Consider the following 24,534-nt stretch of genomic DNA (forward strand, 5'->3'; position numbering starts at 1 on the left):
TTTTGTCAGCCAATTTCGCTGCGGTAGTGGAATTGCGCGGCACTGCCGCGGGCGATGCGCCACTCGACGGGCGTTCCGTCGATGTCGAAGGCGGTTCGCCGGATGATCGCCAGCGGGTCGCCGGGTTTCAGCTTCAGCCGCGCCGCGACCTGCTCGTCGGCGCGGCCGAAGGACAGGTCGTCCGTCGCGCGCTTCACCAGCACGCCGAAGCGGTCGAAATAGAGCGGATACAGCAGCGGCCCGAAGGCGCTGTCGGGCAGGCTTTCGAAGCCGGCAAAGCGGTCCGCGCGAATATAGAGCTCTTCGAAGAGGACCGGCTCGTCCGACAGGGAGCGCAGGCGGATGATGCCGATCACGTCGTCCGTGCCGAGCGCCGCTTCGGCCTCCTTCGGCGCCTTGGTGCGGGCGCGCAGGATCAGCTCGCTGGTCGGAATGGAGGAGGGGGCGCCGTCGGGACCGCGCACCTGGAAGAAGCGGAAGAGCGTCGCATCGAAGGACGGTCGGCGCAGATAGGTGCCCGAGCCCTGGCGCCGTTCCAAGAGGCCTTCCGCCACCAGCCCGTCGACCGCCTTGCGGACCGTGCCGATGGAGATGCCGTAGTCGCGCGCGAGACGCGCCTCGGACGGGATCGGATGGTTCGGACCCCATTCGCCGCTGGCAATGCGGGAGGCAAGGGCGTCGCGCAGCCTCGCATAGGCCGGCAGCCGCTCGTCCGCGCTGGGTATCCTGTGGGCCATTCCGTCTCCTCCTCGAACCTTCCTTAGCGGATGTTGACCCATTCAGTCAACTAGTCATATATATGAATTCTGCTCGGGAGTTGCGGATGATCCGGTTCGATTGCCACGTTCATGTCTATGAGGAAGTGACGGCGACGCGCGGTGCGCGCTACGTGCCGGCGGTCCCGGCGCCGTTGGCCAGTTGGCAGGCCGGCATCGCGCGGCACGGCCTTTCCGGCGGCGTCATCGTCCAGGTCAGCTTTCTCGGTTTCGACAATTCCCAGCTGCTCGATGCCCTGTCGCGGCTCGACCAGCAGCGCTTTGCCGGCGTCGCTGTCGTGCCGGACGAGATCGAGGCCGGCGCGCTGGATGCGCTGGTCGCGGCCGGCATTCGCGGCATTCGCTGGAACCTGGTGCGCGGGGCGCCGCTCCCCGATCTCGACAGCCCGGCCGTCGCCGGACTGCTTCAGCTTCTGCGCGAGCGCGGGCTGCATGTGGAGATCCAGCTGGAGGGGCCGCGCCTGCCGGCCATCGTCGGCCCGCTTCTGTCGCGCGGCGTCACTGTCGTGGTCGATCATTTCGGCCTGCCGGACGAGGCGGATCCGGCCTGCGATCCCTGGCTTTGCGCGCTGGCGCAGGCCGGCGATCTGTCCGGTCTCTTCGTGAAGTTTTCCGCTCCCTACCGCTCGCCGGTCGATGTCGCCCCGCATGCCCGTGCGCTGCTTGCGCTGCTGCCGCCGGACCATGTGGTCTGGGGCACCGACTGGCCGCATACCCAGCACGAGGCCATCACCGACTACGACCGGGCGGCCGCTACCCGCGAGGCCTTCGGCATCGGCGACGATGCTGCGGCGGTGAAGGCGCTCTACGGCCTTTCCCTCGCCTGAGGGGGGCTTTGGCGAGCCGCCGCTTTCCAAGCGGCGAGCGCGGCTGTAGCCTTGCCCGCGCATGGCCAACGAGACCCCGCTGACGCTCCGCCAGATCGAAGTGCTACGCGCCGTCATGGTGGCGGGCTCGATTGCCGGTGCCGCGCGCATTCTCAACGTCGCCCAGCCTGGCATCAGCCGGACGATGAAGCATCTGGAAGCCTCGCTCGGCATCAAGCTGTTCACCCGCAGCGGCGGCCGCTACGTGCCGACGCCGGAATCGCAGCAGGTGTTCCTGCAGCTGCAGGAGGTCCACAAGAAGCTCGTCCACCTGCAGCTCTCCATCGGCCAGCTGGAGCGCGGCCATGATGTCGAGATCTCGCTCGCCTCCGTGCCCAGCATCGCCAATGTGATGGTGCCGCTGGCGGCGGCCGGGCTGAAGGCCCGCTATCCCGACATCCGCATGAACATCGAGATCCTGAAGATCGAGGAGGCCATCGACTTCCTGCTGCTCGGCAAGGGCCAGTTCGTGTGCATGAGCCACCGCTTCGAGCATTCCTCGATCGTCTTCGAGCCGCTGGCGCAGGGGCACCTGTTCTGCGTCGCCCATCGCGACCATCCGCTTGCCGCGCGCAGCAGCGTCGGCGCGGCGGACATCGCCGCCTTTCCGCTGATCGGCATCGACCCGGCGGACCCTTACGGCGCGATCCTGGCCGAGATCTTCGCCCGCCAGGGTCTCGACTTCCACATCGAGATCCGTGCCCGCTTCGGCACGACGGTCCTGGGGCTGGTGCGGCAGAACCTCGGCGTTGCCGTTCTCGACAATTTCACGGTCGCCGACCTGCCGCGCGTCGAGCCGGACATCCGTCTGATCCCGATTGCCGAGCCGACGCCGTTCCGCACCTATGTGGCGCGACGCTCGGACCTGGAGATCTCCGGCTTTGCCGAGGCCTTTGTCGAGCTGCTGCGCGGCGAGATGGATGCGGCGACCCGGCGCACGGCGACATAACCACAGGTTATTGATCTCTGCATTATTGGTATTTGCGTTAAGTTTTTCGGCATGCGATTTTTGACATGCAATAGCGGCTGCCATCTCACGGTCTGGGAGGATCGGGCGGACCGCAACAACGATCCTGGGAGGAAATGATGATCCGCAGTCTTGCCGGAGCAGTCGCTGCTCTTGCCCTGTCCGCCGGTGTTGCCAGCGCCGACTTCCCCGAGCGCGAGATGCTGGGCGTGGTGATGTGGGGCGCGGGCGGTGCCACCGACGTCGTCGCCCGTGCGGTCAACCCGGCCGCGGAGGCCGCGCTCGGCAAGCCCATCGTGGTGCTCAACAAGTCCGGCGGCGCCGGCGCCATCTCCACCGCCTATGTGAACGCCGCGCCGGCCGATGGCTACACGTTCCTCTATGGCGCCGAGAACCCGCAGCTGCACCCGATCATGGGCGTCAGCAAGCTCGACTACTCGAACTTCTACCCGGTCAACATTCTCGGCCGCGGCGTTGCCGTGATCGTCGTGCCGCAGGCCTCCAAGTACCAGACGCTGGCCGAGCTGCTGGACGACATCAAGGCCAATCCGGGCCAGATCAAGATGGGCTCCACCGGCCCCGGCGGTCTGCCCTCGACGGTCAGCGCGCTGCTCTCCAACTCCGCGCCCTTCGACGTCACCGCCATTCCCTTCGACGGCGAGGGCCCCGGCCTGACCGCGATGCTGGGCGGCGAGGTCGACTTCATGCCGTCGGGCCTGTCGGCGGCGGCCGAGCAGATCAAGGCCGGCACGATGCGCGCGCTGGCGGTGGTCAATGCCGAGCCGGTCGACACGCTGCCGGGCGTTCCGGCGGTCACCGACACGATCCCCGGCATGTCCGCCTACCTGCCCTGGGGCCCGTTCTACGGCGTCTTCGTGCGCAAGGACACGCCGGACGACGTCAAGGCCAAGCTGGTCGACGCCTTCGCAACGGCGGCCGGCAGCGACGAGTTCAAGACGCTGATGGCCAATCGCGGCAACGTCATGATGAACATCTCCGGCGAGGAGGCCGAGACCTTCCTTGCCAAGTGGCAGCAGGTCACGGCCTGGGCGCTGCAGGACACGGGCGCCGCCAAGGTCAGCCCGGAGAGCCTGGGCATCCCGCGCCCGTAACGCCCTTTGCTGCGGCCGGGACGACGGGGTTCCGGCCGCAGCCCTCATGCTGCCAGGAGGGTCATGATGTCCTCGCGAGCCCAGCGGCGGCCGGGCGAGCTCGCCTTCGCCGTCGCCCTTCTCGCGCTCAGCCTTTGGCTGTTCGCCGAAGCCTACAAGATTTCCGGCTTTTCCGGCCTGTCGACCCCCGGCATCTTTCCGATGCTGGCGACCGGGCTGATGGTCGTCTGCTCGCTGGTGATCCTGTTGAAGGCGCTGGCGATGACGCCGGCCGGCGGGGGCCTGCGCCGTTTCCTCGCCGATATCACGCCGCTGCGCCAGACCGTGATGGTGGTGCTGGTCGGCCTCTATATCCTGGCGATGCCCTGGCTCGGCTTCCTCGCCGCCTCGGGCCTCTTCCTGTTCGTGTCGATCCAGTTCCTGTGGCGGCGCAGCTTCTGGCTGACGGCGCTGGTCAGCCTTGCCGGACTGGCGGCGATCCACGTGGTGTTCAGCCTCGTCTTCCAGGTGGTGCTGCCCAAGGGCACCTTGCTGCAGGGGCTGTTCTGACATGCTCGAGTCCTTCGGATACCTGGCAATCTCCTGGCTCGACCCCTGGCTGCTGATGCTCACGGCGGCGGGCACGCTGGCCGGCATCTATGTCGGTGCGATTCCCGGCCTGTCGGTGACGATGGCCGTGTCGATCCTGATCTCCTTCACCTTCAAATGGAGCGTCAACGACGCGCTGGCGCTGATCGCCGGCGTCTATGTCGGCGGCGTCTATGGCGGGTCGCGCACCGCGATCCTGCTCAACATTCCCGGTGCGCCGAGCGCCATCGCCACCGCGCTCGACGGCTACCCGATGGCCAAGCGCGGCGAGGCCGGCGAGGCGGTCGGCCTGACCACGGTGATGTCGGTGTTCGGCGGCTTCGTCGGCGTTGCCGCGCTCGCCCTGTTCGCGCCGATGCTGTCCGACTTCGCGCTGATGTTCACCTCGCGCGACTACCTGCTGCTGGCGATGATCGGCATCCTGCTGGTCGGCACCCTGTCCGGCGAGAGCTTCGCCAAGGGCGTCTTCGCCGGTGCGCTCGGCGTGCTGATCGGCATGGTCGGCCTCGACCCGATGACGGCGGAAGGGCGCTTCACCTTCGACACGATCACCCTGATGGGCGGCATCCCTTACGTGGTCGCGATGATCGGCTTCTTCGGCGTCGCCGAGGCCTTCGTGCAGCTGCACCAGCTCGACCTGCCGGCGGTGAAGCAGAAGATCGACCGGGTGATCCCGCGCCTTGCCGACGTGCGCCGCTATTTCCGCGTCGCCATGCGCGCCTCGGGCATCGGCACGGTGATCGGCGCGCTGCCGGGCACCGGCGGCGACATCGCCGCCCTGCTGGCCTATGACGATGCCAAGCGGGCGACGAAGAACCCGGAAGTGCCCTTCGGCGAGGGCGCCAAGGAAGGGCTGGTGGCGCCGGAAGCAGCCAACAACGCGGCCGTGGGCGGCGCCTTCGTGCCGATGCTGACGCTCGGTATTCCGGGCGATGCGGTGACCGCCGTCATCATCGGCGCGCTGTTCATCCACGGGCTGAAGCCCGGCCCCCTGCTCCTGGTCGAGACCCCGCACCTGTTCTGGTTCACGGTCGGCAACCTGGCGCTCGCCAACATCTTCCTGCTGATCTTCGGCCTGACCGGCATCCGCATCTTCACCAAGATCGTCGAGTGCCCGAAGGCGATCCTGCTGCCGCTGATCATCATCCTGTCGGCGGTCGGCTCCTACGCCATCCAGAACAATCCGGTCGACATCTACTGGATGCTGCTGTTCGGCGTGTTCGGCTATTTCCTGAAGGTCTACGGCTTCCAGGTGGGGCCGGTGATCCTCGGCGTCATCCTGGGCCCGATGATGGATTCCAACTATCGGCGGGCGATGATCGGGGCGCGCAACGATCCGGCGACCTTCATCTGGGATTTCCTGTCGCATCCGATTTCCTGCGTGCTGCTGATCGCCTTCCTGGCGCTGCTGATCTCGCAGACGCCGCTCGGCCGCATGGCCCGCGAGGCGTGGCGGGGACGGCGGGCGCCGGGGCGCGGGGCGGGATGACCGCCGGCAGGGCCGATCTGCCGGAGACCTGAGCCCCCCCCGGAAAGGGGCGGGCCTCCTGGCGCGAAAGAGCGAAGAGATGAAGACGAAAGCCCGCATCGCCATTGTCGGGGCCGGCAAGATCGGCCGCGTGCACATGGCCCAGGCCGCCCGCGAGGGCGAGCTTGCCGGCGTCGCCGACCCGTCCGCGGACGGGCGCCAGGCGGCGGAGGCTTTTGGCGTGCCGTGCTTCGACAGCTGTGACGAGATGCTCGACCGGTTGCGGCCCGACGGGGTGGTGCTGGCAACGCCGAACCGGCTGCATGCGCCGCAGGCGCTCGCCTGTATCGCGGCCCGCGTGCCGGTGCTGGTGGAAAAGCCGCTGGCCGACACGGCGGAGGCGGCGCGCGAGGTGGTGGTGGCCGCGCGCGCGGCCGGCGTTGCGCTGCTGGTCGGCCATCACCGGCGGCACAATCCGCTGATCGCGGCGGCGCGGGCGGAGATCGCCAGCGGTGCCATCGGCCGGCTGGTCGCGGTCAACGCGCTGTGCTGGTTCCGCAAGCCGGACAGCTATTTCGAGGTACCCTGGCGCACCCAGCCGGGCGGCGGGCCGATCCTCACCAACCTGATCCACGACATCGACCTGCTCCGCCACCTGTGCGGCGATGTCGCCAGCGTGCAGGCGCGCGCCTCGTCGCTGGCGCGCGGCCATGCGGTGGAGGACACGGCGGCCGTGCTGCTGCGCTTCGCCAATGGCGCGCTGGGCACGATGACCGTTTCCGATGCCGTCGCCGCGCCCTGGAGCTGGGAGCTGACGGCCGGCGAGAACCCGGATTATCCGGAAACCTCGGCCAGCTGCTACACGATCGGCGGCACGGCCGGCTCGCTGTCGCTGCCCGATCTCGGGCTCTGGCACTATGAGGGCGCGGCCGACTGGGCACAGCCGATCTCGCGAAAGGTGCTGACCCGGCAGGGCGGCGACCCCTTCGCGCTGCAGATGCGCCATTTTTGCGAGGTCGCGCTCGGCCGGGCCGTTCCGCTCGTCCCCGGCGAGGAAGGCCTTGCGACGCTCGACGTGCTCGCCGCCATCCGCCGGGCGGCCGAGACCGGCGGCGAGGTCGAGGTTGCCCCGCCGCTGAGCCTCGCCGTTCCGCCCGCCGCAGGCGTTTCCCTTTCCTCTCACAGCAAGGCCGGTGCCCCATGAAGACGTCCATCGCCACCGTCTCGATCAGCGGAGACCTTCGGGAAAAGCTGGCGGCGATCTCGGCCGCCGGGTTCGACGGGATCGAGATCTTCGAGAACGACTTCCTCGCCTTCGACGGCAGTCCGCGTGATGTCGGCGCGATGATCCGCGATGCCGGGCTGGAGATCACGCTGTTCCAGCCGTTCCGCGATTTCGAGGGCATGCCGGAGCCGCACCGGGCGCGCGCCTTCGACCGGGCGGAGCGCAAGTTCGACCTGATGCAGGAGCTGGGCACCGACCTGATGCTGGTCTGCTCCAACGTCTCGCCGGTCTCGCTCGGCGGCATCAACCGGGCGGCCGACGATTTCGCCGAGCTCGGCGCGCGCGCGGCGGCACGCGGCCTTCGCGTCGGCTACGAGGCGCTGGCCTGGGGCCGGCACGTCAACGACCACCGCGACGCCTGGGAGGTGGTGCGCCGCGCCGATCATCCCAATGTCGGCATCATCCTCGACAGCTTCCACACGCTGGCGCGCAAGACCGATGTCGACACGATCCGCGCGATCCCCGGCGACCGGATCTTCATCGTCCAGCTGGCCGACGCGCCCCTGATCGACATGGACCTGCTCTACTGGAGCCGGCATTTCCGCAACATGCCGGGCGAGGGCGACCTTGCGGTCACCGACTTCATGCGGGCGGTCGCCGCGACCGGTTACGACGGCGTTCTGTCGCTGGAGATCTTCAACGACCAGTTTCGCGGCGGCTCGCCGAAGTCCATCGCCGTCGATGGCCATCGCTCGCTCGTCTACCTGATGGACCAGGTGCGCCGCCGCGAGCCGGACGTGCGCATCCCGCTGCCCGAAATGCCCGACCGGATCGAGGCGCAGGGCATCGAGTTCGTCGAGTTCGCCGCCGACGAGGCGGAGGCGGAGGAGCTGGCGCGCATGTTCGCCAGCCTCGGCTTCGTCGAGGCCGGCCGTCACGTCTCCAAGGACGTCACCTTGTGGCGACAAGGCGGGATCAACCTGCTGATCAACACCGAGCGGGAGGGCTTTGCCCATTCGTCCTACCTGGTGCACGGCACGTCGGTCTGCGCCATCGGCCTCCGCGTCGCCGATGCCGCGGCCACCGTGGCGCGCGCCAGGGCGCTGGGCGCCGACACGTTCGACCAGCCGGTCGGGCCGGGCGAGCTCGCCATTCCCGCGATCCGGGGTGTCGGCGGCGGCGTGATGCATTTCGTCGACGAGAAGCTCGCAGGGCTCTGGGAGACCGACTTCCGCCTTGCCGGCGGCGGCAAGGCGGCGGCCGATGCCGGGCTCGTCTCCATCGATCATCTGGCGCAGACGATGAACTACGAGGAGATGCTGACCTGGACGCTGTTCTACACCTCGATCTTCGCGACGGCGAAGACGCCGATGGTGGATGTGGTCGACCCGGCCGGGCTGGTGCGCAGCCAGGCGATCGAGACGGCGGACGGGGCCTTGCGGATCACGCTGAACGGGGCGGAGAACCGGCGCACGCTCGCCGGCCGCTTCATCGCCGAAAGCTTCGGCTCGGCGGTCCAGCATGTCGCCTTCGAAAGCCGCGACATCTTCGCGACCGCCGCCGCGCTGAAGGCCTGCGGCTTCAAGGCGCTGGAGATTTCGCGCAACTATTACGACGACCTGGAGGCGCGTTTCGGCCTCGATCCCGACTTCGCCGACCGGCTGCGGGCCGAGAACATCCTCTACGACCGGGACGGGGAGGGCGAATATTTCCAGCTCTACGGCCCGAACTACGGCGAAGGCTTCTTCTTCGAAATCGTCGAGCGGCGCGGCGGCTATCGCGGCTATGGCGCGGCCAATGCGCAGTTCCGCATCGCCGCGCAGAAGCGCCACCTGCGGCCCGAGACGGTGCCGCGCCGCTGAGCGCGCGTCACGCCGGCCCGGCGATCTCCATGTCGAGCAGCGCCGAGCTCAGGCACTTGCCATGCGCGTCGAGCGCGAGCGAGCGGGTGACGCCGCCCTTCAGCGCGCCGTGCAGCACGAAGTTGAGCGCGCCGAGCCGCGGCAGGGCGAAGCGCTCGATCTCGCCGATCTCCAGCCAGGCAAGATGGGCGCGCAGCCGCTCGGGCGTCACCTCCGCCTCGATCAGCGGCCAGTTCGCCATTTCGTAGGCAATCACCGAGACGTTGGAGATGTTGCCCTTGTCGCCGGTCCGCGAATGGGCGATGTCGCGCAGCAGCATGGCTCAGCTTTCCATCAGGGTCAGGGCGGGGGAGACCTCGGTCTCCGGGATCAGGGTGGAGAGAATGCCGACGATCTCACGCACCTGGCGCGTCACGCCGCCGCCGGCCGCCGGGCCGTTGAGATAAAGGCTCTCCACCTCGTCGGCGACCAGCCGGGCGTCCTCCGCCGTGCTGGCGCGCGCGGCAAAGCGCACCCGCACCTCGCGCGCCTCATGGGCGCCGGAGCTCGATCCGCCGAGGATCGCGTCGACGCCGATCAGCTCGCCGCGCGTCTCCAGATAGGGCACGGGGCCTTTCGCGATCCGCTCGCGCAGGATCTCCAGCGCCAGCCGCCCGCGCGCTTCCGCCCCCGGCCCGGCATAGGAGATCTGCCCCTCGCCGACATGGCTGTCGACATAGCCGAGCGAGACCTTCAGCGTGCCTGTGCGGGCGCGGCCCGAGCCGCCGGAGATGCGCACCCGGTCTGGACCTTCCGCCGCGATCTCGACCCCGGAAAAGTCGGCGATGACGTCGGGCTGCAGATAGGCGGCCGGATCGTGCACCTCGTAGAGCAGCTGCTCCTTGCAGGTCGCCTCGGTGACCGCGCCGCCGGTGCCGGCAAGCTTGGTGATGATCGCGCTGCCGTCCGCCTCCACCTCTGCGATGGGAAAGCCGAGGCGGGCGAGGTCGGCAACGTCCTTGAAGCCGGGATCGGCGAAATAGCCGCCGGTGATCTGGCCGCCGCATTCCATCAGGTGGCCGACCAGGGTGCCGCGCCCGAGCAGCGGCCAGTCGTCCATCGCCCAGCCGAAGGCATGGACCAGCGGCGCGAGATAGAGCGCCGGGTCGGCGGCGCGTCCCGTGAGCACGATGTCGGCGCCCGCTTCCAGCGCGGCGACGATGGGCGCAGCGCCGATATAGGCATTGGCGGAGAGGAGCGGGCGGCCGAGGCCGCGCACCGTGCCGCCGGTCTCCAGCAGCTCCAGCTGCGATCCCTCGACGGCGGCCAGCACGTCGTCGCCGGTGACGGCAGCGATTTTCAGGCCCCGGAGCCCCAGTTCGCGGGCGATCTCCTGCGTCTTGCGGGCGGCGGCCAGCGGGTTGGCTGCGCCCATGTTGGAGACGATGCGCGGGCCGTTTGCCCCGCGCGCGGGCAGCACCGCGCGCATGCGTCGCTCCAGCAGCGGGTCGTAGCCGGCCTCCGGGTCGGCACGCCGTGCCTGCTGGGCCAGCGCGATGGTGCGCTCGGCCAGGCATTCGAAGACGAGATAGTCGAGCTCGCCCCGCGCGGCGAGATCCACCGCCGGCTCGATGCGGTCGCCGGAAAAGCCGGCGCCGGTTCCGATCCTCAGGCTTTTCATCCTGCGGCTCCCCTCAGGGGCCGGCGCGCCTTGCCGAAATGCCAGGACAGGGCGAGCAGCAGGCCGGCAAGGAGAGGTGCGGCCGGATGCGGCCAGATGGCAAGGGCGATGGAGGTGGCGAACACGGCGATGTCCAGGGCGCGAATGGCGAAGAGTTTCTGCCCGCTCAGCACGGCGGGAATGGCGATCACCAGCACCAGCCCCGACAGGAGCGCGTTGCCGATGGCCATCCAGTCGCCCTGTGCCGTCATGCCGGGATAGAGCAGCAGCATGAAGGGCACCACATAGGTGACCGCGCCGAGGCGCACGGCCTCCATCGCTGCCGGCAGCCAGTTGGTCTGGGCGATGCCGGCACCGACGAAGACGGCGACGCAGACGGGCGGGGTGATCACCGAGATGGTGGCGAAGTAGAAGACGAAGAGATGGGCCGCCAGCGGGTCGATGCCGACGGCGGTCATGGCCGGCGCCAGCACGGCGGCGACCAGCACATAGGCCGCCGTGGTCGGCAGGCCCATGCCCATGATCAGGCAGACGCCGCCGACGATCAGCGCCACCAGCAGGGCGGAGTCGCCGGCCAGCGAGACGATCATCGAGCTCAGGGTGACGCCGATGCCGGTGAGGTTGATCATCGAGACGAGGATCTGCGCTCCCGCCAGCAGCACCCCAATGATCACCATGCCCTTGCCGGCGTCCTTGATGCCGGCGACGACGAGGCTCGCCATCTTCGGAGCAGGAATCTGGCCGATCGAGGTGGCGACGAAGGCGATCATCAGCCCGGTGATGCCGTAGAACGCGGTGGTGGCGACCGAGCGGCCGAGATAGACGCCGATGGCCAGTCCGCCGATGGCGGCCAGGATCGGCAGCACCCGGCGCGGGGCGAGGATCGTCGACCAGGCCGGCAACTCGTCCTCGGGCACCAGCGTCAGGTTCTTGCGCACCGAGACGATGTGCACCGTGACGAAGACGGAGAGATAGAACAGCAGCGCCGGGATGATCGCGGCGGTGATGATCTGGATGTAGGAGACGCCGAGGATCTCGGCCATGACGAAGGCGGCCGCGCCCATGATCGGCGGGGCCAGCTGGCCGCCGGTCGAAGCGACGGCCTCGACGGCGGCGGCGAAGGCCGGCGGGTAGCCGAGGCGCTTCATCATCGGGATGGTGAAGTTGCCGGTGGTCGCCACATTGGCCACCGCCGATCCGGAGATCATGCCGAACAGGCCGCTGGCGATGGTGGCGATCTTGGCCGCGCCGCCCGCCTGGCGGCCGCCGATGCGCATGGCAAGGTCCATGAAGCTCTGGCCGCCGCCGGTATGCAGCAGCAGCGAGCCGAACAGCACGAAGGCCGCGATGACGGTGGCGGCGACGCCCGTCAGCATGCCCCAGATGCCGAGATCGCCGAGGAAGATGGTCTCGGTGACGAAGGCGTTGTCGAAGCCGCGATGGGCCAGCGTGCCCGGCAGCATGTCGCCGAACAGCGCATAGGCGAGGCCGACGAGAACGAGGGCGGGAAAGATGATGCCGACGGCCCGGCGGCCGATTTCCAGCACCGAGGCGACGAGACCGACGGTCAATGCCATGTCCAGCGTCGTCGCCCAGGGCAGGGTCGTCATGATCCGGTCGTAGTTGACGACGATGTAGCCGCAGGCGGCGATTGAGATGCCGGCGGCCGCAAGGTCGACGGCAAGGCCGAGCGGGCGCCAGCGCCGGCCATGGCCCAGCGGATAGACCGCAAGGCCGAGGCAGACGACGAGCGCCAGGAAGATCGCGCGCTGGATCAGGCTCTCGAACGGACCTGTCGCTGCCGTGTAGAAGACGAAGATGCCCGTCAGCAGCGCCAGGGCGTCGCGGGTCCGGTTCAGCACGGCGATCCTCCCGATGCTCAGGCGTCAGTTGGCGGTGGGCTGCAGGCGGGCCGGGATCTCGATGCCCTGCTCGCGGTACCAGCGGGCGGCGCCCGGATGCAGCGGGATCGTGGCGTATTGCAGGGTCAGCTGGGCCAGATCCACGCCCTTGACCGATGCCAGCGCCGCGCCCTGGGCCTCCTTGTCTTCCATCACCGCCTTGACGATCTTGTAGGCTGCCTCTTCGGAGAGGGCGGGACCGGCGGCCGCGCCGACGCCGAAGCTCCAGGTCGAATAGGCCGGGATGCCGTCGGCAGCGCCCGCGGGCACGTCGACGATGGAGACGTCCGGCATCTTCTCGGCGAGCACCGCCTTCTGCTCGTCGGTCAGGCCGAGCACCTTGATCGGGGTGAAGGTGGCGATGTCGAGGGTCGAGCCGTCGAGCTTGTCGCCGGCGCCCGACTTCACGTAGCCGGCGACGCGGTTGTCCTTGATCATGTCGACGACGTCGGTGGTGGAGCCGCGCACATAGTCGGCCGACAGGCCGAGCGCGCCGAACACCGCCTCGGTGGTGCTCTCGGTCGCCGAGCCCTTGATGCCCGGGTTGAAGCGCACGTCCTTCAGCTCGGCGAGGCTGCCGACCTCGGCGTCCGCGCGCACGATGACGTTCTGCGGCGCGCCGGTATAGACCCACAGCAGGCCGAGCTTCATCGGCCGGCCGTCGAACTCGTTGGTGCCGGCATGGGCATGCTGGGCGACATTGGTGGTGACGAGGCCGAAGTCGACCTGGCCGCGCTCGATGCGGCGCAGGTTGTCGAGCGTCGCGCCGGTCTCCACGACGGAAGCCTCGAGGCCCTCCGCCTTCTCGTTCACCAGCTTGGCGACGGAAACGAAGTAGCCGTAATGGCTGGACGAGGCCGAGGTGGAGCCGATCAGCAGCTTCTCCTGGGCGCTGGCGGGCTGGGCGAGCGCAAGCGCGAACGCGCCCGCCATGGCGAGATGTGAAAGTCGCATCGTGATTTCCTCCCATGTGCCCTTGGCGGGCAGCGATCTCGGGCCGGTCCTTCGACAGGACGCCGCTCCTCCGGCGCCCGCACTGCCGCGGACCTGTACCCTCTTGCAAGAGTGTCCCAGGTTCTTTGTTGTCAGAAGTGCTTATTTTGCGATAATTGATGCATGGATCGCAACAAATTCGATCTGGAGGACCTGCGGGTCTTTTCCAGCCTCGCCACCGGCGGGCGGTTTCGCGCCGTCGCCGACGAGATCGGCATGTCCGCCTCGGCGCTCAGCCGGCAGATCGCCCGGCTGGAGGAGCGGCTCGGCACGCGCCTGTTCAACCGCGACACCCGCAACGTCTCGCTGACGCCGCAGGGGCACACCCTGCTGCGCCTGGCGCAGCAGGTGCTCAACACCGCCGCCAATGCGGGGGCGGAGTTCGATGCCTATCTTGCGGCCCGGCGCGGCCGGCTGACGATTGCCGGCCTGCCCTCGGTGACCGCCGGCCTGCTGCCCTCGCTGGTCGCGCGGTTTCTCGCCCGCCATCCCGATATCGACGTGCAGATCAACGATGCGCTCTCCGACAGCGTCATCCGCTCGGTCGAGCAGGGCGAGTCCGATCTCGGCTTCACGGCCGGCGCGGTGGAAAGCTCCGACCGGATCTCGTTCCGCACCCTGTTGTCGGACCCGTTCGTGGCGGTGGGGGCGGCCGGCGGCATTCTGGAGGATCGCGACAGCTGCACCTGGCGGGAGCTGGCCGAAATGCCGCTGGTTGCCATGTCGCGGGGCACCAGCGTCCGGCTGCTGATCGACGCGGCCTGCTCGCAGCAGAACCTGCCGCTCCGCCCGCGCTTCGAGGTGGCGCATCTGGCCACCGCCGGGGCCTTCGTGTCGCAGGGGCTCGGCGTCACCGCCCTGCCGGTGCTGACGCTGCCGGTGCTGAGTTCGGGAAACCTGATCTACCGCCGGCTGGTGGAGCCGGAGGTGCTGCGCCATGTCGGCATCATCTGGCGGGCCGGCCATGTGCTCTCGCCAGCCGCCACCGCCTTTCTGGATCTGGTGCGAAATTCCGACCTCTCCAGCGAGGTGCCGGACCCGTTTGGGCCCAGCTGACCGTCAGTTTGCCGGTTGCAGCTCGTAGAGCGTCAGCGGCTGGATCAGGCGGAAGCCCTTCTCGCTCGCCGTTGCATTGGCCTTGAACAGGGCATCCAGCTCGGCCCGGCGCTCCTGCGCCACCGTCTTGCGCGCCGGATCGACGGCCACGAGATAGTCGATGAACTCCTCCAGCGCGGCGAAGTCCGACAGGCGGTCGTAGGTGTCGTGCCGGGCGACATGCCAGTGTCCGCCGGCGATGTCGGCATCGAGCGCGCGCAGGGCCGCGGCCCGGATCTCCGTCTCATCCTCGACCGGGCGCATCACCTCGAAGAAGGTGCCGCGGGCGAGCGGCTCCACGACGATCAGCGCGCCGCCTTTCGTCAGCACGCGCCGGGTCTCGGCAAGCGCTTGGCGCATCACCGTTTCGGGCACGTGGTGCAGGGCGTTGAGGAAGATCGCGGCATCGAAGCTTCCGTCCGCGAAAGGCAGGGCCTCGGCGGTTGCCCGCTCGAACCGCGCATCCGGCACCGCCTTGCGGGCAGCAATGACGGCGTCCTCGTCCGGGTCGATGCCTGTCATGACGAAGCCCTTGGCGGCGAGCGAGCGCGACAGCGCGCCATGGCCGCAGCCGATGTCCAGTACGTTGCGGGCCTTGCGGTCCGTCAGGATCTCCAGAAGCCGCTCGCCGGTCTGCGGAACCGGACGGGGCACGGCAAGCGCCTCAGGCGTCGACATGCGAGAACTCCGCGCGGACCCTGTCGGTATCGGCGCCAAGCGCCGGCACCGGGCCGAATTCCGGCGACTTGCCGTTGACCAGCGCGCCGGGGGCGAGCAGGCGCACCGGGCCGGTCGGCGTGTCGGTCTCCACATGGCGGTTTTGCGGGTGGCGGACCAGGTCGTCCATCGTGCTCACCCGGCCGAAGGCGATGCGGGCATCGCGCAGCCGGTCGGCCAGCGCATCGCGCGGATGGCCGGAGAACACCTCGTTGATGATCGCGTCCAGCTCGGCGCGGTGGGCGACACGGCGCGAATTGCTGGTGAAGCGGGTGTCGGTCGCAACTTCCGGGCGTTCCAGCACGTCGCGGCAGAAGTTGACCCATTCGCGCTCGTTCTGGATCGAGAACAACACGTCCTTGCCGTCGCTTCCCGAATAGGCGCCGTAGGGGGCGATGGTCGGATGGTTGAGGCCGTTGCGCTCCGGCTCCTTGCCGCCATAGGCGAACTGCAGATAGGGCACGTTCATCCAGTCGGAGAGCGCATGGAACAGCGACACGGCGATATGCCGGCCCTCGCCGGTGCGCTCGCGGGCGAAGAGCGCCTGCAGCACGGCCTGATGCGCGGTCATGCCGGCGGCGATGTCGCAGACGGAGACGCCGACGCGCGCCGGGCCTTCCGCATTGCCGGTGATTGCCGACAGCCCGCTTTCCGCTTGCACCAGCAGGTCATAGGCCTTCAGGTCGCGGAACGGGCCCTCGTCGCCATAGCCGGAGATCGACACGGTGATCAGCCGCGGGTTCTCCTGGCGCAGCCGGTCTGGCGCGAAGCCGAGGCGGTCGATGGCGCCGGGCGCAAGGTTCTGGATGAAGACGTCGGCCTTGGCGATCATCGCGGCCAGGAGGGCGCGGTCGTCATCGTCGCGAAGGTCGAGGCAGACGGATTCCTTGCCGCGGTTGAGCCAGACGAAATAGGCGCTCTCGCCATGCACCAGATGATCGTAGGCGCGGGCGAAATCGCCCTCGGGCCGCTCCACCTTGATGACGCGCGCGCCGGCTTCCGCCAGCCGCCCGGACAGATAGGGCGCGGCCACCGCCTGTTCGACGGACACCACGAAGAGACCGGAAAGATCACCCTGCATTTTCAAAGCTTCTCCCTGTAAGTGGCGCCAGTATGCCCGAAGCGCGGCATCGGGAGTAATAGAGGGGAGCGCCCGCAGCTATTGCCGCAATCTATGCCCCGGCACTCATTCTGGCCCTGCCGCCCGCCTCCGCCATAGCCCCAATCAATGAGGGCGGGCGCAATTCGCTATTGGCACGCGGGCGCCGCTCGGGTTCTTGTGGGCGCCTGCACTTCTGACCAACCCATCTGGCGGACCCCATCATGACACATCCCAACGAGACGACCGAGAAGGTCGACCGCATCACCCTGCCGCTCTTCGTGCCCGGCGACCGGCCGGAGCGTTTCGCCAAGGCGGTCGCCGCCGGCGCCGATGCGGTGTTCGTCGATCTGGAGGACGCGGTGGCGCCGGACGCCAAGGAGGCCGCGCGCGCCGGCCTTGCCGAGGCGCTGGCCCCGCTGGTCGGCGCGGCGAGCATCCTGGTGCGCGTCAACGCCAGCGGCACGCCCTGGCACGCGGCGGACCTTGCCGCCTGCGCCGGCATTGCCGGCCTTGCCGGGGTCGTCCTGCCCAAGGCGGAAACGGCGGCCGATTGCGCCGGCGTTGCGGAGGCCACCGGCCTGCCGGTGATCGCCCTGGTGGAAAGCGCCCGCGGCCTTGCCAATGCCGGGGAGGTCGCCGGCGCCAGCGCGCGGATGGCCTTCGGCTCCATCGATCTTGCCGCCGATCTCGGCATGGCGCATGAGCGCGAGGTGCTGCGCCCGGCCCGCTTCGCCTTGGCGATGGCCGCGCGCCTTGCCGGCCAGTCGGGCCCCATCGACGGGGTGACGACCGCGCTCAAGGACGAGGACCTGATCTCCTCCGACTGCCGCCATGCGGTGGAAATGGGATTTGCCGGCAAGCTGATCATCCATCCGGCGCAGATCGCTCCGGCGCGGCGGGGCTTTGCGCCGTCTGAGGCCGAGTGCGAGTGGGCGCAGCGGGTGCTTGCTGCCGTGGAAGGGGGCGCTGCGGCGGTTGCCGTCGATGGCGCGATGGTCGATGCGCCGGTGATCATCAAGGCCCGGCAGATCCTGGCACGGGCGAGTTCCGCCTCCGGCTGATCAGTCCTGCGCATCTTTGTGGGACTTGCGCAAAAAAGACGCCCGTGCCATCGGCCCCAAAAAAGACGCCCGTGCCAATGGCACGGGCGTTTTCAGTGGTTGGGGCAGGGGACCCCGGGCTGCCTTTTGTTCAGATGGTGCGGCCGCCATCGACCTCGAGGATGACGCCGGTGATGAAGTCGGCTTCGTCCGAGGCGAGGTAGAGCGCGGCGTTGGCGATGTCGCGCGGCTGCGACAGGCGGCCGAGCGGGATGGTCGCCAGGAACTTCGCGCGGTTCTCCGGCGTGTCCGGCATGCCCATGAACTGCTCCAGCAGGCCGGTGACGCCCATCACCGGGGCGATGCCGTTGACGCGGATCTTGTCGGGCGCCAGCTCGACGGCAAGGCTGCGGGTCATCAGGTTCACCGCGCCCTTCGACGAGTTGTACCAGGTCAGGCCCGGGCGCGGACGGATGCCGGCGGTCGAGCCGACATTGATCATCACGCCGGCGCCCTGCTCGCGCCACACCGGCACGCAGGTCTTGGTCATGTGGAAGATCGACAGCACGTTGATGTCGTAGATCTTGCGGAAGGTCGCCTCGTCCGTCTCCATCAGCGGACGGTTCGGGTTGGTCCAGCCGGCATTGTTGACGACGATGTCGAGCGAGCCGAAGGCATCGCAGGTCTTCGCCACGGCCGCCGCCACGTCCTCACCCTTGGAGACGTCGCACTTGATGGCGATGGCCGCATCGCCGAGCTCGGCGGCGACGGCCTTGGCGCCGTCCTCGTTCAGGTCGACGATCGCCACCTTGGCGCCTTCGCGCACATAGGTCTCGGCGATGCCCTTGCCGAAGCCGGAGGCCGCGCCCGTGACGAGAGTGGTCTTTCCTTGAAGTCGCATGTCTTTCCTGTCCTCAGCCGTGATTGTGGACGACGGTCTTGATGTGGGAGAACTCGTGCAGCGCCGCGAAGCCCTTCTCGCGGCCGTGGCCGGACTTGCGGATGCCGCCGAAGGGCAGCTCGATGCCGCCGCCCGCGCCGTAGCCGTTGATGAAGACCTGGCCGCAATGCATCGCCTTGGCCATGCGCTGCTGGCGGCCGCCGTCGCGGGTCCAGATGCCGGCGACAAGGCCGTATTCGGTGCCGTTGGCGATGCGGATCGCCTCCGCCTCGTCCTCGAAGGGGATGGCGCACAGCACGGGGCCGAACACTTCCTCCTGGGCGATTCTGGAGTTCGGGTCGCAGGGGCCGAACAGGGCCGCGGCGACGTAGTAGCCGCCTTCCGGCGAGCCCTTGGCCACCGTGCCGCGGGCGACCAGCGGCGCATCGGCCTCGGCGATATAGGTCTCCACCCGCTTCTTCTGGCGTGCGGAGATCAGCGGTCCGAGCACGGCGTCCTCGCCGGAATCGGAGGCCGCGACCGCCTCGAAGCGGGTCTTCAGCTCGGCCATCACCTTGTCGTAGATGCCGCGCTGCAGCAGCACGCGCGAGCCGGCCGAGCAGGTCTGGCCGCCGTTCTGGATGATGGCGTTGACCAGCACCGGATAGACCGCGTCGAGATCGGCATCGTCGAAGATGATCTGCGGCGACTTGCCGCCGAGCTCCAGCGTGCAGCCGATGAAGTTGCGCGCCGCCGCCGTTTGGATCAGCACGCCGACTTCCGGCGAGCCGGTGAAGGACAGGAAGTCGACCTTTTTATGCTCGGACAAGGCCTTGCCGGCGACTTCGCCGCGGCCGGTGACGATGTTGATGGCACCGGCCGGGAAGCCGACCTCCATCGCCAGCTCGCCGATGCGCAGCGCCGTCAGGCAGGCATCCTCGGCCGGCTTCAGCACGGTGGCATTGCCCATGGCCAGCGCCGGGGCGATCGAGCGGCCGAACATCTGCGCCGGGTAGTTCCACGGGATGATGTGGCCGGTGACGCCGTGCGGCTCGCGGAAGACCTGCACGTTGTAGCCGTTGAGGAAGGGAATGACCTCGCCATGCACCTTGTCGGCGGCGCCGCTGTAATACTCGAAGTAGCGGGCGGTGGCGATCATGTCGGCGCGCGACTGCTTGATCGGCTTGCCGTTGTCCATGGTCTCCAGCCGGGCAAGCGCCTCGGCCTCCTCCAGGATGCGATTGCCGAGGCGAACCATCAGCCGGCCGCGCTCGGCCGCCGTCAGCTTCGACCAGGGGCCGCCGTCGAAGGCGGCGCGGGCGGCCGCGACCGCGGCATCGACATCCTCGGGGCCGCTGTCGGCGATCTTCGTGAAGACCTCGCCGTCGATCGGCGAGCGCACGTCCATCTCCTTGCCGGAAGCCGCCGGCACCCATTTCCCGTCGATCAGGTTGAGGGCGCGCGGCAGCGGCGCGTTGGTGGCAGTCATCAGTGTGTCCTTTCGTGCTCGAGCGAGCTTTCGGAGACTTCTCCGCGCTCGATCAGGAGCGTGCGGCCGGCAAAGCCGCGCAGCAGGGAGGGGTTGGATTCGGTGATGATCAGGGTCACCGTCCGGTCGGCGTCGCGCAGCGCCTTCAGCGCCTCGGCGTAGCGCAGCGCCAGCGCCGGGGCGAGGCCCTGGAACGGCTCGTCCAGCATGACGAGGCGCGTGCCCAGCATCAGGGCGCGGCCGAGCGCGACCATCTTGCCCTGGCCGCCGGAGACGTTGCCGGCCGGGCGGCCGGCCATGGTCTTCAGCTCGGGGAGGATGTCGTAGACCCGGTCGAGCCGGCGCTTGGTCTCGGCCGCATCCAGCTTGGCGACCTGCGCCGGCAGCAGGATGTTCTCCTCCACCGTGAAGGCGGAGAACAGGCGGCGGTCCTCCGGCGCGTAGCCGATGCCCAGGCCTGGACGCTTCGCCGGCAACAGGCCGGTGATGTCCTCACCCTCGAAGCGGATCGATCCGGTGACCGTGGTGAAGCCCATGATCGAGCGCAGGAAAGTGGTCTTTCCGGCGCCGTTGCGGCCGATCAGGGCCACGGTCTCGGCGGCGCCGACGGTGACGTCGAGATTGCGCAGGATCGGGATGATGCCGATCGAGGCGCCGACATTGTTCAGCTCCAGCATCACACGGCCTCCCCGATGACGTCGCGGATCACGTCGGGATGGCGCAGGATTTCCTCCGGCGATCCCTGCATCTGCAGCCGGCCGGCGGCCCACACGGCCACCTCGTCGGCGTAGCGCGAGACGATGCCCATGTCGTGCTCGACGAAGACGCTCGTCACCTTCGCCTCGGACAGGGCCTTGACCAGGATTTCCATGATCTTGAACTTCTCCGACGAGGCGACGCCCGAGGTCGGCTCGTCCATCAGCAGCAGCTTTGGCCGCAGGGCCAGCGCCACGGCGATGTCGACCAGCTTGCGCTGGCCTTCCGAGAGCTCGACCACCAGCCGGTCGGCGACGTCCGCGCAGCCGACCATGTCGAGCAGGTGCAGCATCTCGGCCCGCTCGCGGATGCGGTGCAGGTCCTGCAGCGGATGGCGCAGCTGTTCGCGGGCAGCGGCCGAGATCAGCAGGTTCTCCAGCGCGGTGTGCTCGGTGAACAGCTGCGGGATCTGGAAGGCCCGGGCAACGCCGAGCCGCACGATGCGGCGCGGCGGCAGCGGCGTGACGTCCTGGCCCTCGAAATAGACCTTGCCCTTGGTCGGCTTGATCCAGCCGGTGCAGATGTTCAGGAACGTCGTCTTGCCGGCGCCGTTCGGGCCGATGATCGCAAGGTTCTTGCCCCGCTCGATGGCGAGCGACACGTCGTCGGCAGCGACCACGCCGCCGAAGCTGATCTGCAGGTTGCGGGCTTCGAGAAGGATCTCGCTCATTCCGACCTCCCTTTGCCGGTCAGGCGGGCAAGCGCCGCGTCGTAGATGCCGATCACGCCCTTGGGTGCGAACAGGATGATGACGAGCAGGAAGCCGCCGAGCACCATCTGCCATACGTCGCCGGCAAAGGCCGAGGCGTAGGTGCGGATGGTCTCGTAGATGACCGCGCCGACGAAGGCGCCGGCGACCGAGCCCGCGCCGCCGAGCACGGCGATGAAGACCATCTCGCCCGAACGGATCCACCAGGCGAATTCCGGCGTCACGACACCCTGGACGATGCCCATGATGACGCCGCCGGTGCCGCACAGGGCCGCCGACAGGATGTAGCCGGACAGCAGCGCGCGCTGCGGCGAGACGCCGAGATACTGCAGGCGGGTCTCGTTGGTCTTGATGGTCTGGAAGATCTGGCCGGCGGGCGAGGCGAACCAGCGCATGGTGAACCAGCCGAGCAGGACCACGAGAGCCACCGACAGGTAGAACATGATCAGCTCGAACGGACCGCGCTCCAGCGCCATGCCGAACACGGTCGGGCGCGGCAGGCGGATGCCGTCGGCGCCGCCCGTGTAGTGGTAGAACTTCTCCAGGATCGACCAGAAGATCATCGAGAAGGCAAGGTTCAGCATGCCGAAGAAGATGCCGCGGTAGCGCACCACGAACAGGCCGACGATGACGCCGGACAGCACCGCGCCGGCAACCGCGACGACGAGCACCAGGATGAGGTCCGCGCCGGGCATCGAGGCCGACAGGAAGGCGGCGGCATAGGCGGCGATTGCGAAGTAGAGCGCGTGGCCGAAGGACACTTGGCCGGCGCGCAGCAGCACCGTCACGCCGACGACGGCGATGCCCTTGGCGAGCGCCAGGTTCATCAGGAGCTGGAGCTGCGGCGCGGCGAAGGGGATCGCGGCGATGGCGAGCAGGAGCAGGGCCGGAATGGCCAGACGAAAGGTCATCCGTTCCTCCTCAGATCTTGCGCGCAGTCGGGCTGCCGAACAGCCCTTCCGGGCGCACCAGCAGGACGATCAGCATGATGAGATAGGGGACGAGCACCGCCGTCTCCGGCCAGACATAGACCGCGAAGGAGCGGCCGAGGCCGATCAGCAGCGCGGTGAAGGCCGCGCCCTCGATCTGGCCGAGACCGGCCGTCGCCACCACGGCGAAGGACAGCACGATCATGTCAGCGCCCATGCCCGGCAGGATCGAGGTGGTCGGTGAAGCCAGCGCGCCGCCGAGCCCGGCAAGGGCCGCGCCGACGATGAAGGTCACCAGGAACACCTTGTCTGCGTCGATGCCGATGGACTGGGCCGCCTCGCGGTCCTCGGTGGTCGCCAGGATCAGCTTGCCGAGGATGGTATGGCGCAGGAAGAAGCGCAGGCCCACCAGCAGCGTCAGCGCCAGCAGCGGCAGCAGGATCAGCTGGTAGACGGTGTAGTTGACGCCGAACACCTTCACCATGCCGAGCGCCTGCAGCGCAGAGGCCTGGAAATAGGGCTGGGTGCCCCAGACCAGCCGCTGCACGTCCTCCAGGATCATGAAGACGGCGAAGGTGACCAGCAGCTGGAGCACTTCCGGCTTGTTGTAGATCCGTCGCAGCAGCAGCCATTCGATCGGGCCGCCGAGCAGAACGCCGACCAGGACCGCCGAGACGATCATCAGCGGGAAGGCCAGCAGCGGCGCGAAACCGAGCGCCAGCACGTAGCCGGTGAGCGTGGCCGTCAGATACGCGCCGACCGCATAGAGCGAGCCGTGCGCGACGTTGAGGATGCGCATCACGCCGAAGATCAGCGTGAGCCCCACGGCGACACTGAAGACGAGGGCCGCATAGGCGATGCCGTCGAACAGGGCCAGAAGGAAGATGGTGAGGTTCATGGTCGTCCATTCGGTCGATGGGCGGAACAGTCCGCAGGTCTGCTGCGGCGGCGTGTTCGGCAACCGCCCCGGACGGGGTACCGTCCGGGGCGGGCCGGGAGGAAGGCCGGGGGGAGCGGACCCGGGCACGCCTGCCCAGATCCGCTCGTTCTGTCCCGGCGCTTCTTACTTTTCGTAGCTGTCGACCTTCACGCTCGCGGCGTATTCCGGCGTGAGCTTGCTGACCCATTCGACCGACTCCTGGCCGACCGGAGTGGTCAGTGCGGCGCCGTCGAAGATCATGATGTTTTCCAGCGTGGCGAAGGGGTATTCGCCGCTCTGGACGCTCATGCCGAGGAGCTGGGCCTCGATGCCCTGGTTGTCCTCGCGGATCGTGACCTCACGGCCGAGACCCTGGAAGGTCAGGCCCTCGAAGGCCGCGATGACCTCGTCCTCTTCCGGCCACTCGCCGCCCTTGGCCGCGATCGCCTTCTCGTAGGCCGCCTTCAGCGCGGCAAGCGCCTGCGACATGTGGAAGACCGGGTAGATCGCATGGGCGCCGGTCTTTTCCTCGAAGGCTGCCATGAACTCCTTGAAGTCCGCGTCGTCGCGACGGTCCGGATGCAGGAAGTAGTGGTCGCCGCGCGCGCCGACGATATGGCCGGCCGGCAGGGTCGAGCCGAGACGCTCAAGGGAGCTTTCGGCCAGCGGGATGACGAAGGTCGAGGTGTTCATCAGGCCGCGCTGGGCCGCCTGCTGGATGAACGTGTCGAGGTCGCCGCCCCAGGAGGTCGACAGGATGACGTCGGGCTGCATCGCCTGCAGGCGGGAGATCTCGGTCGAGAAGTCGGCCGCGCCGAACTTCGGGAAGAACTCGCCGACCACCTCGACGTCCGGCTTCAGGGCCTTCAGCGCGGCGGAGAAGATCTGCCAGCTGTCGCGGCCCCAGGCGTAGTCCTGGTTGACGACGGCGATGGTCTTGAAGTCCGGCTTCACCTTCAGCAGGTAGAGCACGGTGGCGAGCATTTCCGGCGTGGCGTTCGCCTGGGTGCGGAAGACGTACTTGTAGTCGTTCTTCTCGAAGATCTGCTGGGTGCCGCAGTCCCACATCAGGTTCAGGACCTTGAGGTCCTCGGCCAGCGGGGCGAGCGTCTGGCAGTTGCCGGAGGAGATCGCGCCCATCATGGCATGCGCGCCGCCCTCGACCTGGCGACGGAACTCGGTGGTCAGCGCCTCGGCGCCGGCACCCTCGTCGATGAAGGACAGGGCGACCGGCACGCCGCCGATGCCGCCTTCGGCATTGAGCTTGCCGACGATGATCTCGGCCGCATCGCGCGCCGGCACGCCGAACACGGAGGCCGGGCCGGTGAGGAACGTGGTGACGCCGACCTTGAGCTCGGCCGGCTTTTCCGCCGCCAGCGCGGCGATCGGGGCAGCGAGGATCGCCGCCGTTGTGAGCAGGAATTTCCGCATGGTTTCACTCCCTTCGAGTAGCCGCGGGCGATTGCGTGCCGCCCGCGTG

23 protein-coding genes are annotated in these 24,534 nt (G+C 68.6%); 9 read left to right on the forward strand and 14 right to left on the reverse strand.

Annotation, left to right across the window (positions count from 1 at the left end; all coding sequences use genetic code 11):
• Nucleotides 1-5 precede the first annotated feature (5 nt).
• Nucleotides 6-737, reverse strand: a complete 732-nt coding sequence (locus BBX35_RS10800; protein ID WP_067219661.1) for a GntR family transcriptional regulator — start codon at nucleotides 735-737, stop codon at nucleotides 6-8.
• Nucleotides 738-823: 86 nt separating this feature from the next.
• Between BBX35_RS10800 and BBX35_RS10805 the strand changes: the two genes are divergently transcribed.
• The 7 genes from BBX35_RS10805 to BBX35_RS10835 all read left to right on the forward strand — a co-directional run bounded on the left by BBX35_RS10805 (nucleotide 824) and on the right by BBX35_RS10835 (nucleotide 8,864).
• Nucleotides 824-1,603, forward strand: coding sequence for an amidohydrolase family protein (locus BBX35_RS10805; RefSeq protein ID WP_067219664.1), 780 nt, complete (start codon nucleotides 824-826; stop codon nucleotides 1,601-1,603).
• 61 nt (nucleotides 1,604-1,664) lie between these two features.
• Nucleotides 1,665-2,591: a LysR family transcriptional regulator gene (locus tag BBX35_RS10810; protein WP_067219665.1), complete on the forward strand. Its 927-nt coding sequence runs from the start codon at nucleotides 1,665-1,667 to the stop codon at nucleotides 2,589-2,591.
• 137 nt (nucleotides 2,592-2,728) lie between these two features.
• Nucleotides 2,729-3,721: a tripartite tricarboxylate transporter substrate binding protein gene (locus BBX35_RS10815; RefSeq protein WP_067219985.1), complete on the forward strand. Its 993-nt coding sequence runs from the start codon at nucleotides 2,729-2,731 to the stop codon at nucleotides 3,719-3,721.
• Nucleotides 3,722-3,787: 66 nt separating this feature from the next.
• Nucleotides 3,788-4,270 carry a tripartite tricarboxylate transporter TctB family protein gene (locus tag BBX35_RS10820; protein ID WP_067219988.1) on the forward strand — a complete coding sequence of 161 codons (483 nt, stop codon included), beginning with the start codon at nucleotides 3,788-3,790 and terminating at the stop codon, nucleotides 4,268-4,270.
• A gap of 1 nt (nucleotide 4,271) precedes the next feature.
• On the forward strand, nucleotides 4,272-5,798 hold the full coding sequence (locus tag BBX35_RS10825) for a tripartite tricarboxylate transporter permease (protein ID WP_067219668.1): 1,527 nt from the start codon (nucleotides 4,272-4,274) through the stop codon (nucleotides 5,796-5,798).
• Nucleotides 5,799-5,877: 79 nt separating this feature from the next.
• Nucleotides 5,878-6,981 carry a Gfo/Idh/MocA family protein gene (locus BBX35_RS10830; RefSeq protein ID WP_067219671.1) on the forward strand — a complete coding sequence of 368 codons (1,104 nt, stop codon included), beginning with the start codon at nucleotides 5,878-5,880 and terminating at the stop codon, nucleotides 6,979-6,981.
• Complete coding sequence (locus BBX35_RS10835; RefSeq protein ID WP_067219674.1) at nucleotides 6,978-8,864, forward strand: bifunctional sugar phosphate isomerase/epimerase/4-hydroxyphenylpyruvate dioxygenase family protein; 1,887 nt, start codon at nucleotides 6,978-6,980, stop codon at nucleotides 8,862-8,864. Before BBX35_RS10830 ends, BBX35_RS10835 begins: the two co-directional genes overlap by 4 nt.
• A 7-nt stretch (nucleotides 8,865-8,871) precedes the next feature.
• Here BBX35_RS10835 and BBX35_RS10840 read toward each other — a convergent pair whose 3' ends face one another.
• From BBX35_RS10840 to BBX35_RS10855, 4 genes are read right to left on the reverse strand one after another with little or no spacing between them, the layout of a single operon-like run.
• Entirely contained in the window at nucleotides 8,872-9,183 is a 312-nt protein-coding gene (locus BBX35_RS10840; protein WP_067219676.1) for an AtuA-related protein, read from the reverse strand.
• Between the two features lie 3 nt (nucleotides 9,184-9,186).
• Nucleotides 9,187-10,524 (reverse strand): acyclic terpene utilization AtuA family protein, encoded by a 1,338-nt coding sequence (locus BBX35_RS10845; RefSeq protein WP_067219678.1) that lies wholly within the window; start codon nucleotides 10,522-10,524, stop codon nucleotides 9,187-9,189.
• On the reverse strand, nucleotides 10,521-12,386 hold the full coding sequence (locus BBX35_RS10850) for a TRAP transporter permease (RefSeq protein WP_067219680.1): 1,866 nt from the start codon (nucleotides 12,384-12,386) through the stop codon (nucleotides 10,521-10,523). The genes BBX35_RS10845 and BBX35_RS10850 overlap by 4 nt, the downstream gene beginning before the upstream one ends.
• A gap of 24 nt (nucleotides 12,387-12,410) precedes the next feature.
• Nucleotides 12,411-13,379 (reverse strand): TAXI family TRAP transporter solute-binding subunit, encoded by a 969-nt coding sequence (locus tag BBX35_RS10855; RefSeq protein WP_067219682.1) that lies wholly within the window; start codon nucleotides 13,377-13,379, stop codon nucleotides 12,411-12,413.
• Nucleotides 13,380-13,541: 162 nt separating this feature from the next.
• Here BBX35_RS10855 and BBX35_RS10860 point away from each other — a divergent pair, with 162 nt between their 5' ends.
• Entirely contained in the window at nucleotides 13,542-14,474 is a 933-nt protein-coding gene (locus BBX35_RS10860) for a LysR family transcriptional regulator (RefSeq protein ID WP_067219685.1), read from the forward strand.
• Nucleotides 14,475-14,477: 3 nt separating this feature from the next.
• Here the strand turns inward: BBX35_RS10860 and BBX35_RS10865 are convergent, their stop codons facing one another.
• Nucleotides 14,478-15,191 carry a class I SAM-dependent methyltransferase gene (locus tag BBX35_RS10865; protein ID WP_083206203.1) on the reverse strand — a complete coding sequence of 238 codons (714 nt, stop codon included), beginning with the start codon at nucleotides 15,189-15,191 and terminating at the stop codon, nucleotides 14,478-14,480.
• Nucleotides 15,178-16,311 (reverse strand): CaiB/BaiF CoA transferase family protein, encoded by a 1,134-nt coding sequence (locus BBX35_RS10870; protein ID WP_067219687.1) that lies wholly within the window; start codon nucleotides 16,309-16,311, stop codon nucleotides 15,178-15,180. Before BBX35_RS10870 ends, BBX35_RS10865 begins: the two co-directional genes overlap by 14 nt.
• Nucleotides 16,312-16,553: 242 nt before the next feature.
• On the opposite strand from BBX35_RS10870, the gene BBX35_RS10875 reads away from it, so the two are divergent.
• Complete coding sequence (locus tag BBX35_RS10875) at nucleotides 16,554-17,393, forward strand: HpcH/HpaI aldolase/citrate lyase family protein (RefSeq protein WP_067219688.1); 840 nt, start codon at nucleotides 16,554-16,556, stop codon at nucleotides 17,391-17,393.
• Between the two features lie 130 nt (nucleotides 17,394-17,523).
• Here the strand turns inward: BBX35_RS10875 and BBX35_RS10880 are convergent, their stop codons facing one another.
• The 7 genes from BBX35_RS10880 to BBX35_RS10910 all read right to left on the reverse strand — a co-directional run bounded on the left by BBX35_RS10880 (nucleotide 17,524) and on the right by BBX35_RS10910 (nucleotide 24,485).
• Entirely contained in the window at nucleotides 17,524-18,273 is a 750-nt protein-coding gene (locus BBX35_RS10880) for an SDR family oxidoreductase (protein WP_067219690.1), read from the reverse strand.
• A 13-nt stretch (nucleotides 18,274-18,286) separates the two neighbouring features.
• Nucleotides 18,287-19,741, reverse strand: coding sequence for an aldehyde dehydrogenase family protein (locus tag BBX35_RS10885; RefSeq protein WP_067219692.1), 1,455 nt, complete (start codon nucleotides 19,739-19,741; stop codon nucleotides 18,287-18,289).
• On the reverse strand, nucleotides 19,741-20,418 hold the full coding sequence (locus BBX35_RS10890; protein ID WP_067219694.1) for an ABC transporter ATP-binding protein: 678 nt from the start codon (nucleotides 20,416-20,418) through the stop codon (nucleotides 19,741-19,743). The genes BBX35_RS10885 and BBX35_RS10890 overlap by 1 nt, the downstream gene beginning before the upstream one ends.
• Nucleotides 20,418-21,167, reverse strand: coding sequence for an ABC transporter ATP-binding protein (locus BBX35_RS10895; RefSeq protein ID WP_067219696.1), 750 nt, complete (start codon nucleotides 21,165-21,167; stop codon nucleotides 20,418-20,420). The genes BBX35_RS10890 and BBX35_RS10895 overlap by 1 nt, the downstream gene beginning before the upstream one ends.
• Nucleotides 21,164-22,117 (reverse strand): branched-chain amino acid ABC transporter permease, encoded by a 954-nt coding sequence (locus BBX35_RS10900; protein ID WP_067219698.1) that lies wholly within the window; start codon nucleotides 22,115-22,117, stop codon nucleotides 21,164-21,166. The genes BBX35_RS10895 and BBX35_RS10900 overlap by 4 nt, the downstream gene beginning before the upstream one ends.
• Before the next feature lie 10 nt (nucleotides 22,118-22,127).
• Nucleotides 22,128-23,033 (reverse strand): branched-chain amino acid ABC transporter permease, encoded by a 906-nt coding sequence (locus BBX35_RS10905; RefSeq protein ID WP_067219993.1) that lies wholly within the window; start codon nucleotides 23,031-23,033, stop codon nucleotides 22,128-22,130.
• 165 nt (nucleotides 23,034-23,198) lie between these two features.
• Nucleotides 23,199-24,485: an ABC transporter substrate-binding protein gene (locus BBX35_RS10910; RefSeq protein WP_067219700.1), complete on the reverse strand. Its 1,287-nt coding sequence runs from the start codon at nucleotides 24,483-24,485 to the stop codon at nucleotides 23,199-23,201.
• Nucleotides 24,486-24,534: the final 49 nt, after the last annotated feature.

Source organism: Stappia indica, from assembly GCF_001696535.1.
Lineage (GTDB): Bacteria > Pseudomonadota > Alphaproteobacteria > Rhizobiales > Stappiaceae > Stappia > Stappia indica.

Excerpts from the sequence above, each read along its gene's own strand:
- BBX35_RS10840 (WP_067219676.1), bottom strand. The coding sequence starts at position 9,183 with ATGCTGCTGCGCGACATCGCCCATTCGCGGACCGGCGACAAGGGCAAC.
- BBX35_RS10810 (WP_067219665.1), top strand. The coding sequence starts at position 1,665 with ATGGCCAACGAGACCCCGCTGACGCTCCGCCAGATCGAAGTGCTACGC.
- BBX35_RS10825 (WP_067219668.1), top strand. The coding sequence starts at position 4,272 with ATGCTCGAGTCCTTCGGATACCTGGCAATCTCCTGGCTCGACCCCTGG.
- BBX35_RS10845 (WP_067219678.1), bottom strand. The coding sequence starts at position 10,524 with ATGAAAAGCCTGAGGATCGGAACCGGCGCCGGCTTTTCCGGCGACCGC.
- BBX35_RS10865 (WP_083206203.1), bottom strand. The coding sequence starts at position 15,191 with ATGTCGACGCCTGAGGCGCTTGCCGTGCCCCGTCCGGTTCCGCAGACC.
- BBX35_RS10885 (WP_067219692.1), bottom strand. The coding sequence starts at position 19,741 with ATGACTGCCACCAACGCGCCGCTGCCGCGCGCCCTCAACCTGATCGAC.
- BBX35_RS10870 (WP_067219687.1), bottom strand. The coding sequence starts at position 16,311 with ATGCAGGGTGATCTTTCCGGTCTCTTCGTGGTGTCCGTCGAACAGGCG.
- BBX35_RS10860 (WP_067219685.1), top strand. The coding sequence starts at position 13,542 with ATGGATCGCAACAAATTCGATCTGGAGGACCTGCGGGTCTTTTCCAGC.
- BBX35_RS10880 (WP_067219690.1), bottom strand. The coding sequence starts at position 18,273 with ATGCGACTTCAAGGAAAGACCACTCTCGTCACGGGCGCGGCCTCCGGC.
- BBX35_RS10905 (WP_067219993.1), bottom strand. The coding sequence starts at position 23,033 with ATGAACCTCACCATCTTCCTTCTGGCCCTGTTCGACGGCATCGCCTAT.
- BBX35_RS10800 (WP_067219661.1), bottom strand. The coding sequence starts at position 737 with ATGGCCCACAGGATACCCAGCGCGGACGAGCGGCTGCCGGCCTATGCG.
- BBX35_RS10890 (WP_067219694.1), bottom strand. The coding sequence starts at position 20,418 with ATGCTGGAGCTGAACAATGTCGGCGCCTCGATCGGCATCATCCCGATC.
- BBX35_RS10830 (WP_067219671.1), top strand. The coding sequence starts at position 5,878 with ATGAAGACGAAAGCCCGCATCGCCATTGTCGGGGCCGGCAAGATCGGC.
- BBX35_RS10805 (WP_067219664.1), top strand. The coding sequence starts at position 824 with ATGATCCGGTTCGATTGCCACGTTCATGTCTATGAGGAAGTGACGGCG.
- BBX35_RS10875 (WP_067219688.1), top strand. The coding sequence starts at position 16,554 with ATGACACATCCCAACGAGACGACCGAGAAGGTCGACCGCATCACCCTG.
- BBX35_RS10895 (WP_067219696.1), bottom strand. The coding sequence starts at position 21,167 with ATGAGCGAGATCCTTCTCGAAGCCCGCAACCTGCAGATCAGCTTCGGC.
- BBX35_RS10910 (WP_067219700.1), bottom strand. The coding sequence starts at position 24,485 with ATGCGGAAATTCCTGCTCACAACGGCGGCGATCCTCGCTGCCCCGATC.
- BBX35_RS10815 (WP_067219985.1), top strand. The coding sequence starts at position 2,729 with ATGATCCGCAGTCTTGCCGGAGCAGTCGCTGCTCTTGCCCTGTCCGCC.
- BBX35_RS10820 (WP_067219988.1), top strand. The coding sequence starts at position 3,788 with ATGTCCTCGCGAGCCCAGCGGCGGCCGGGCGAGCTCGCCTTCGCCGTC.
- BBX35_RS10900 (WP_067219698.1), bottom strand. The coding sequence starts at position 22,117 with ATGACCTTTCGTCTGGCCATTCCGGCCCTGCTCCTGCTCGCCATCGCC.
- BBX35_RS10835 (WP_067219674.1), top strand. The coding sequence starts at position 6,978 with ATGAAGACGTCCATCGCCACCGTCTCGATCAGCGGAGACCTTCGGGAA.
- BBX35_RS10855 (WP_067219682.1), bottom strand. The coding sequence starts at position 13,379 with ATGCGACTTTCACATCTCGCCATGGCGGGCGCGTTCGCGCTTGCGCTC.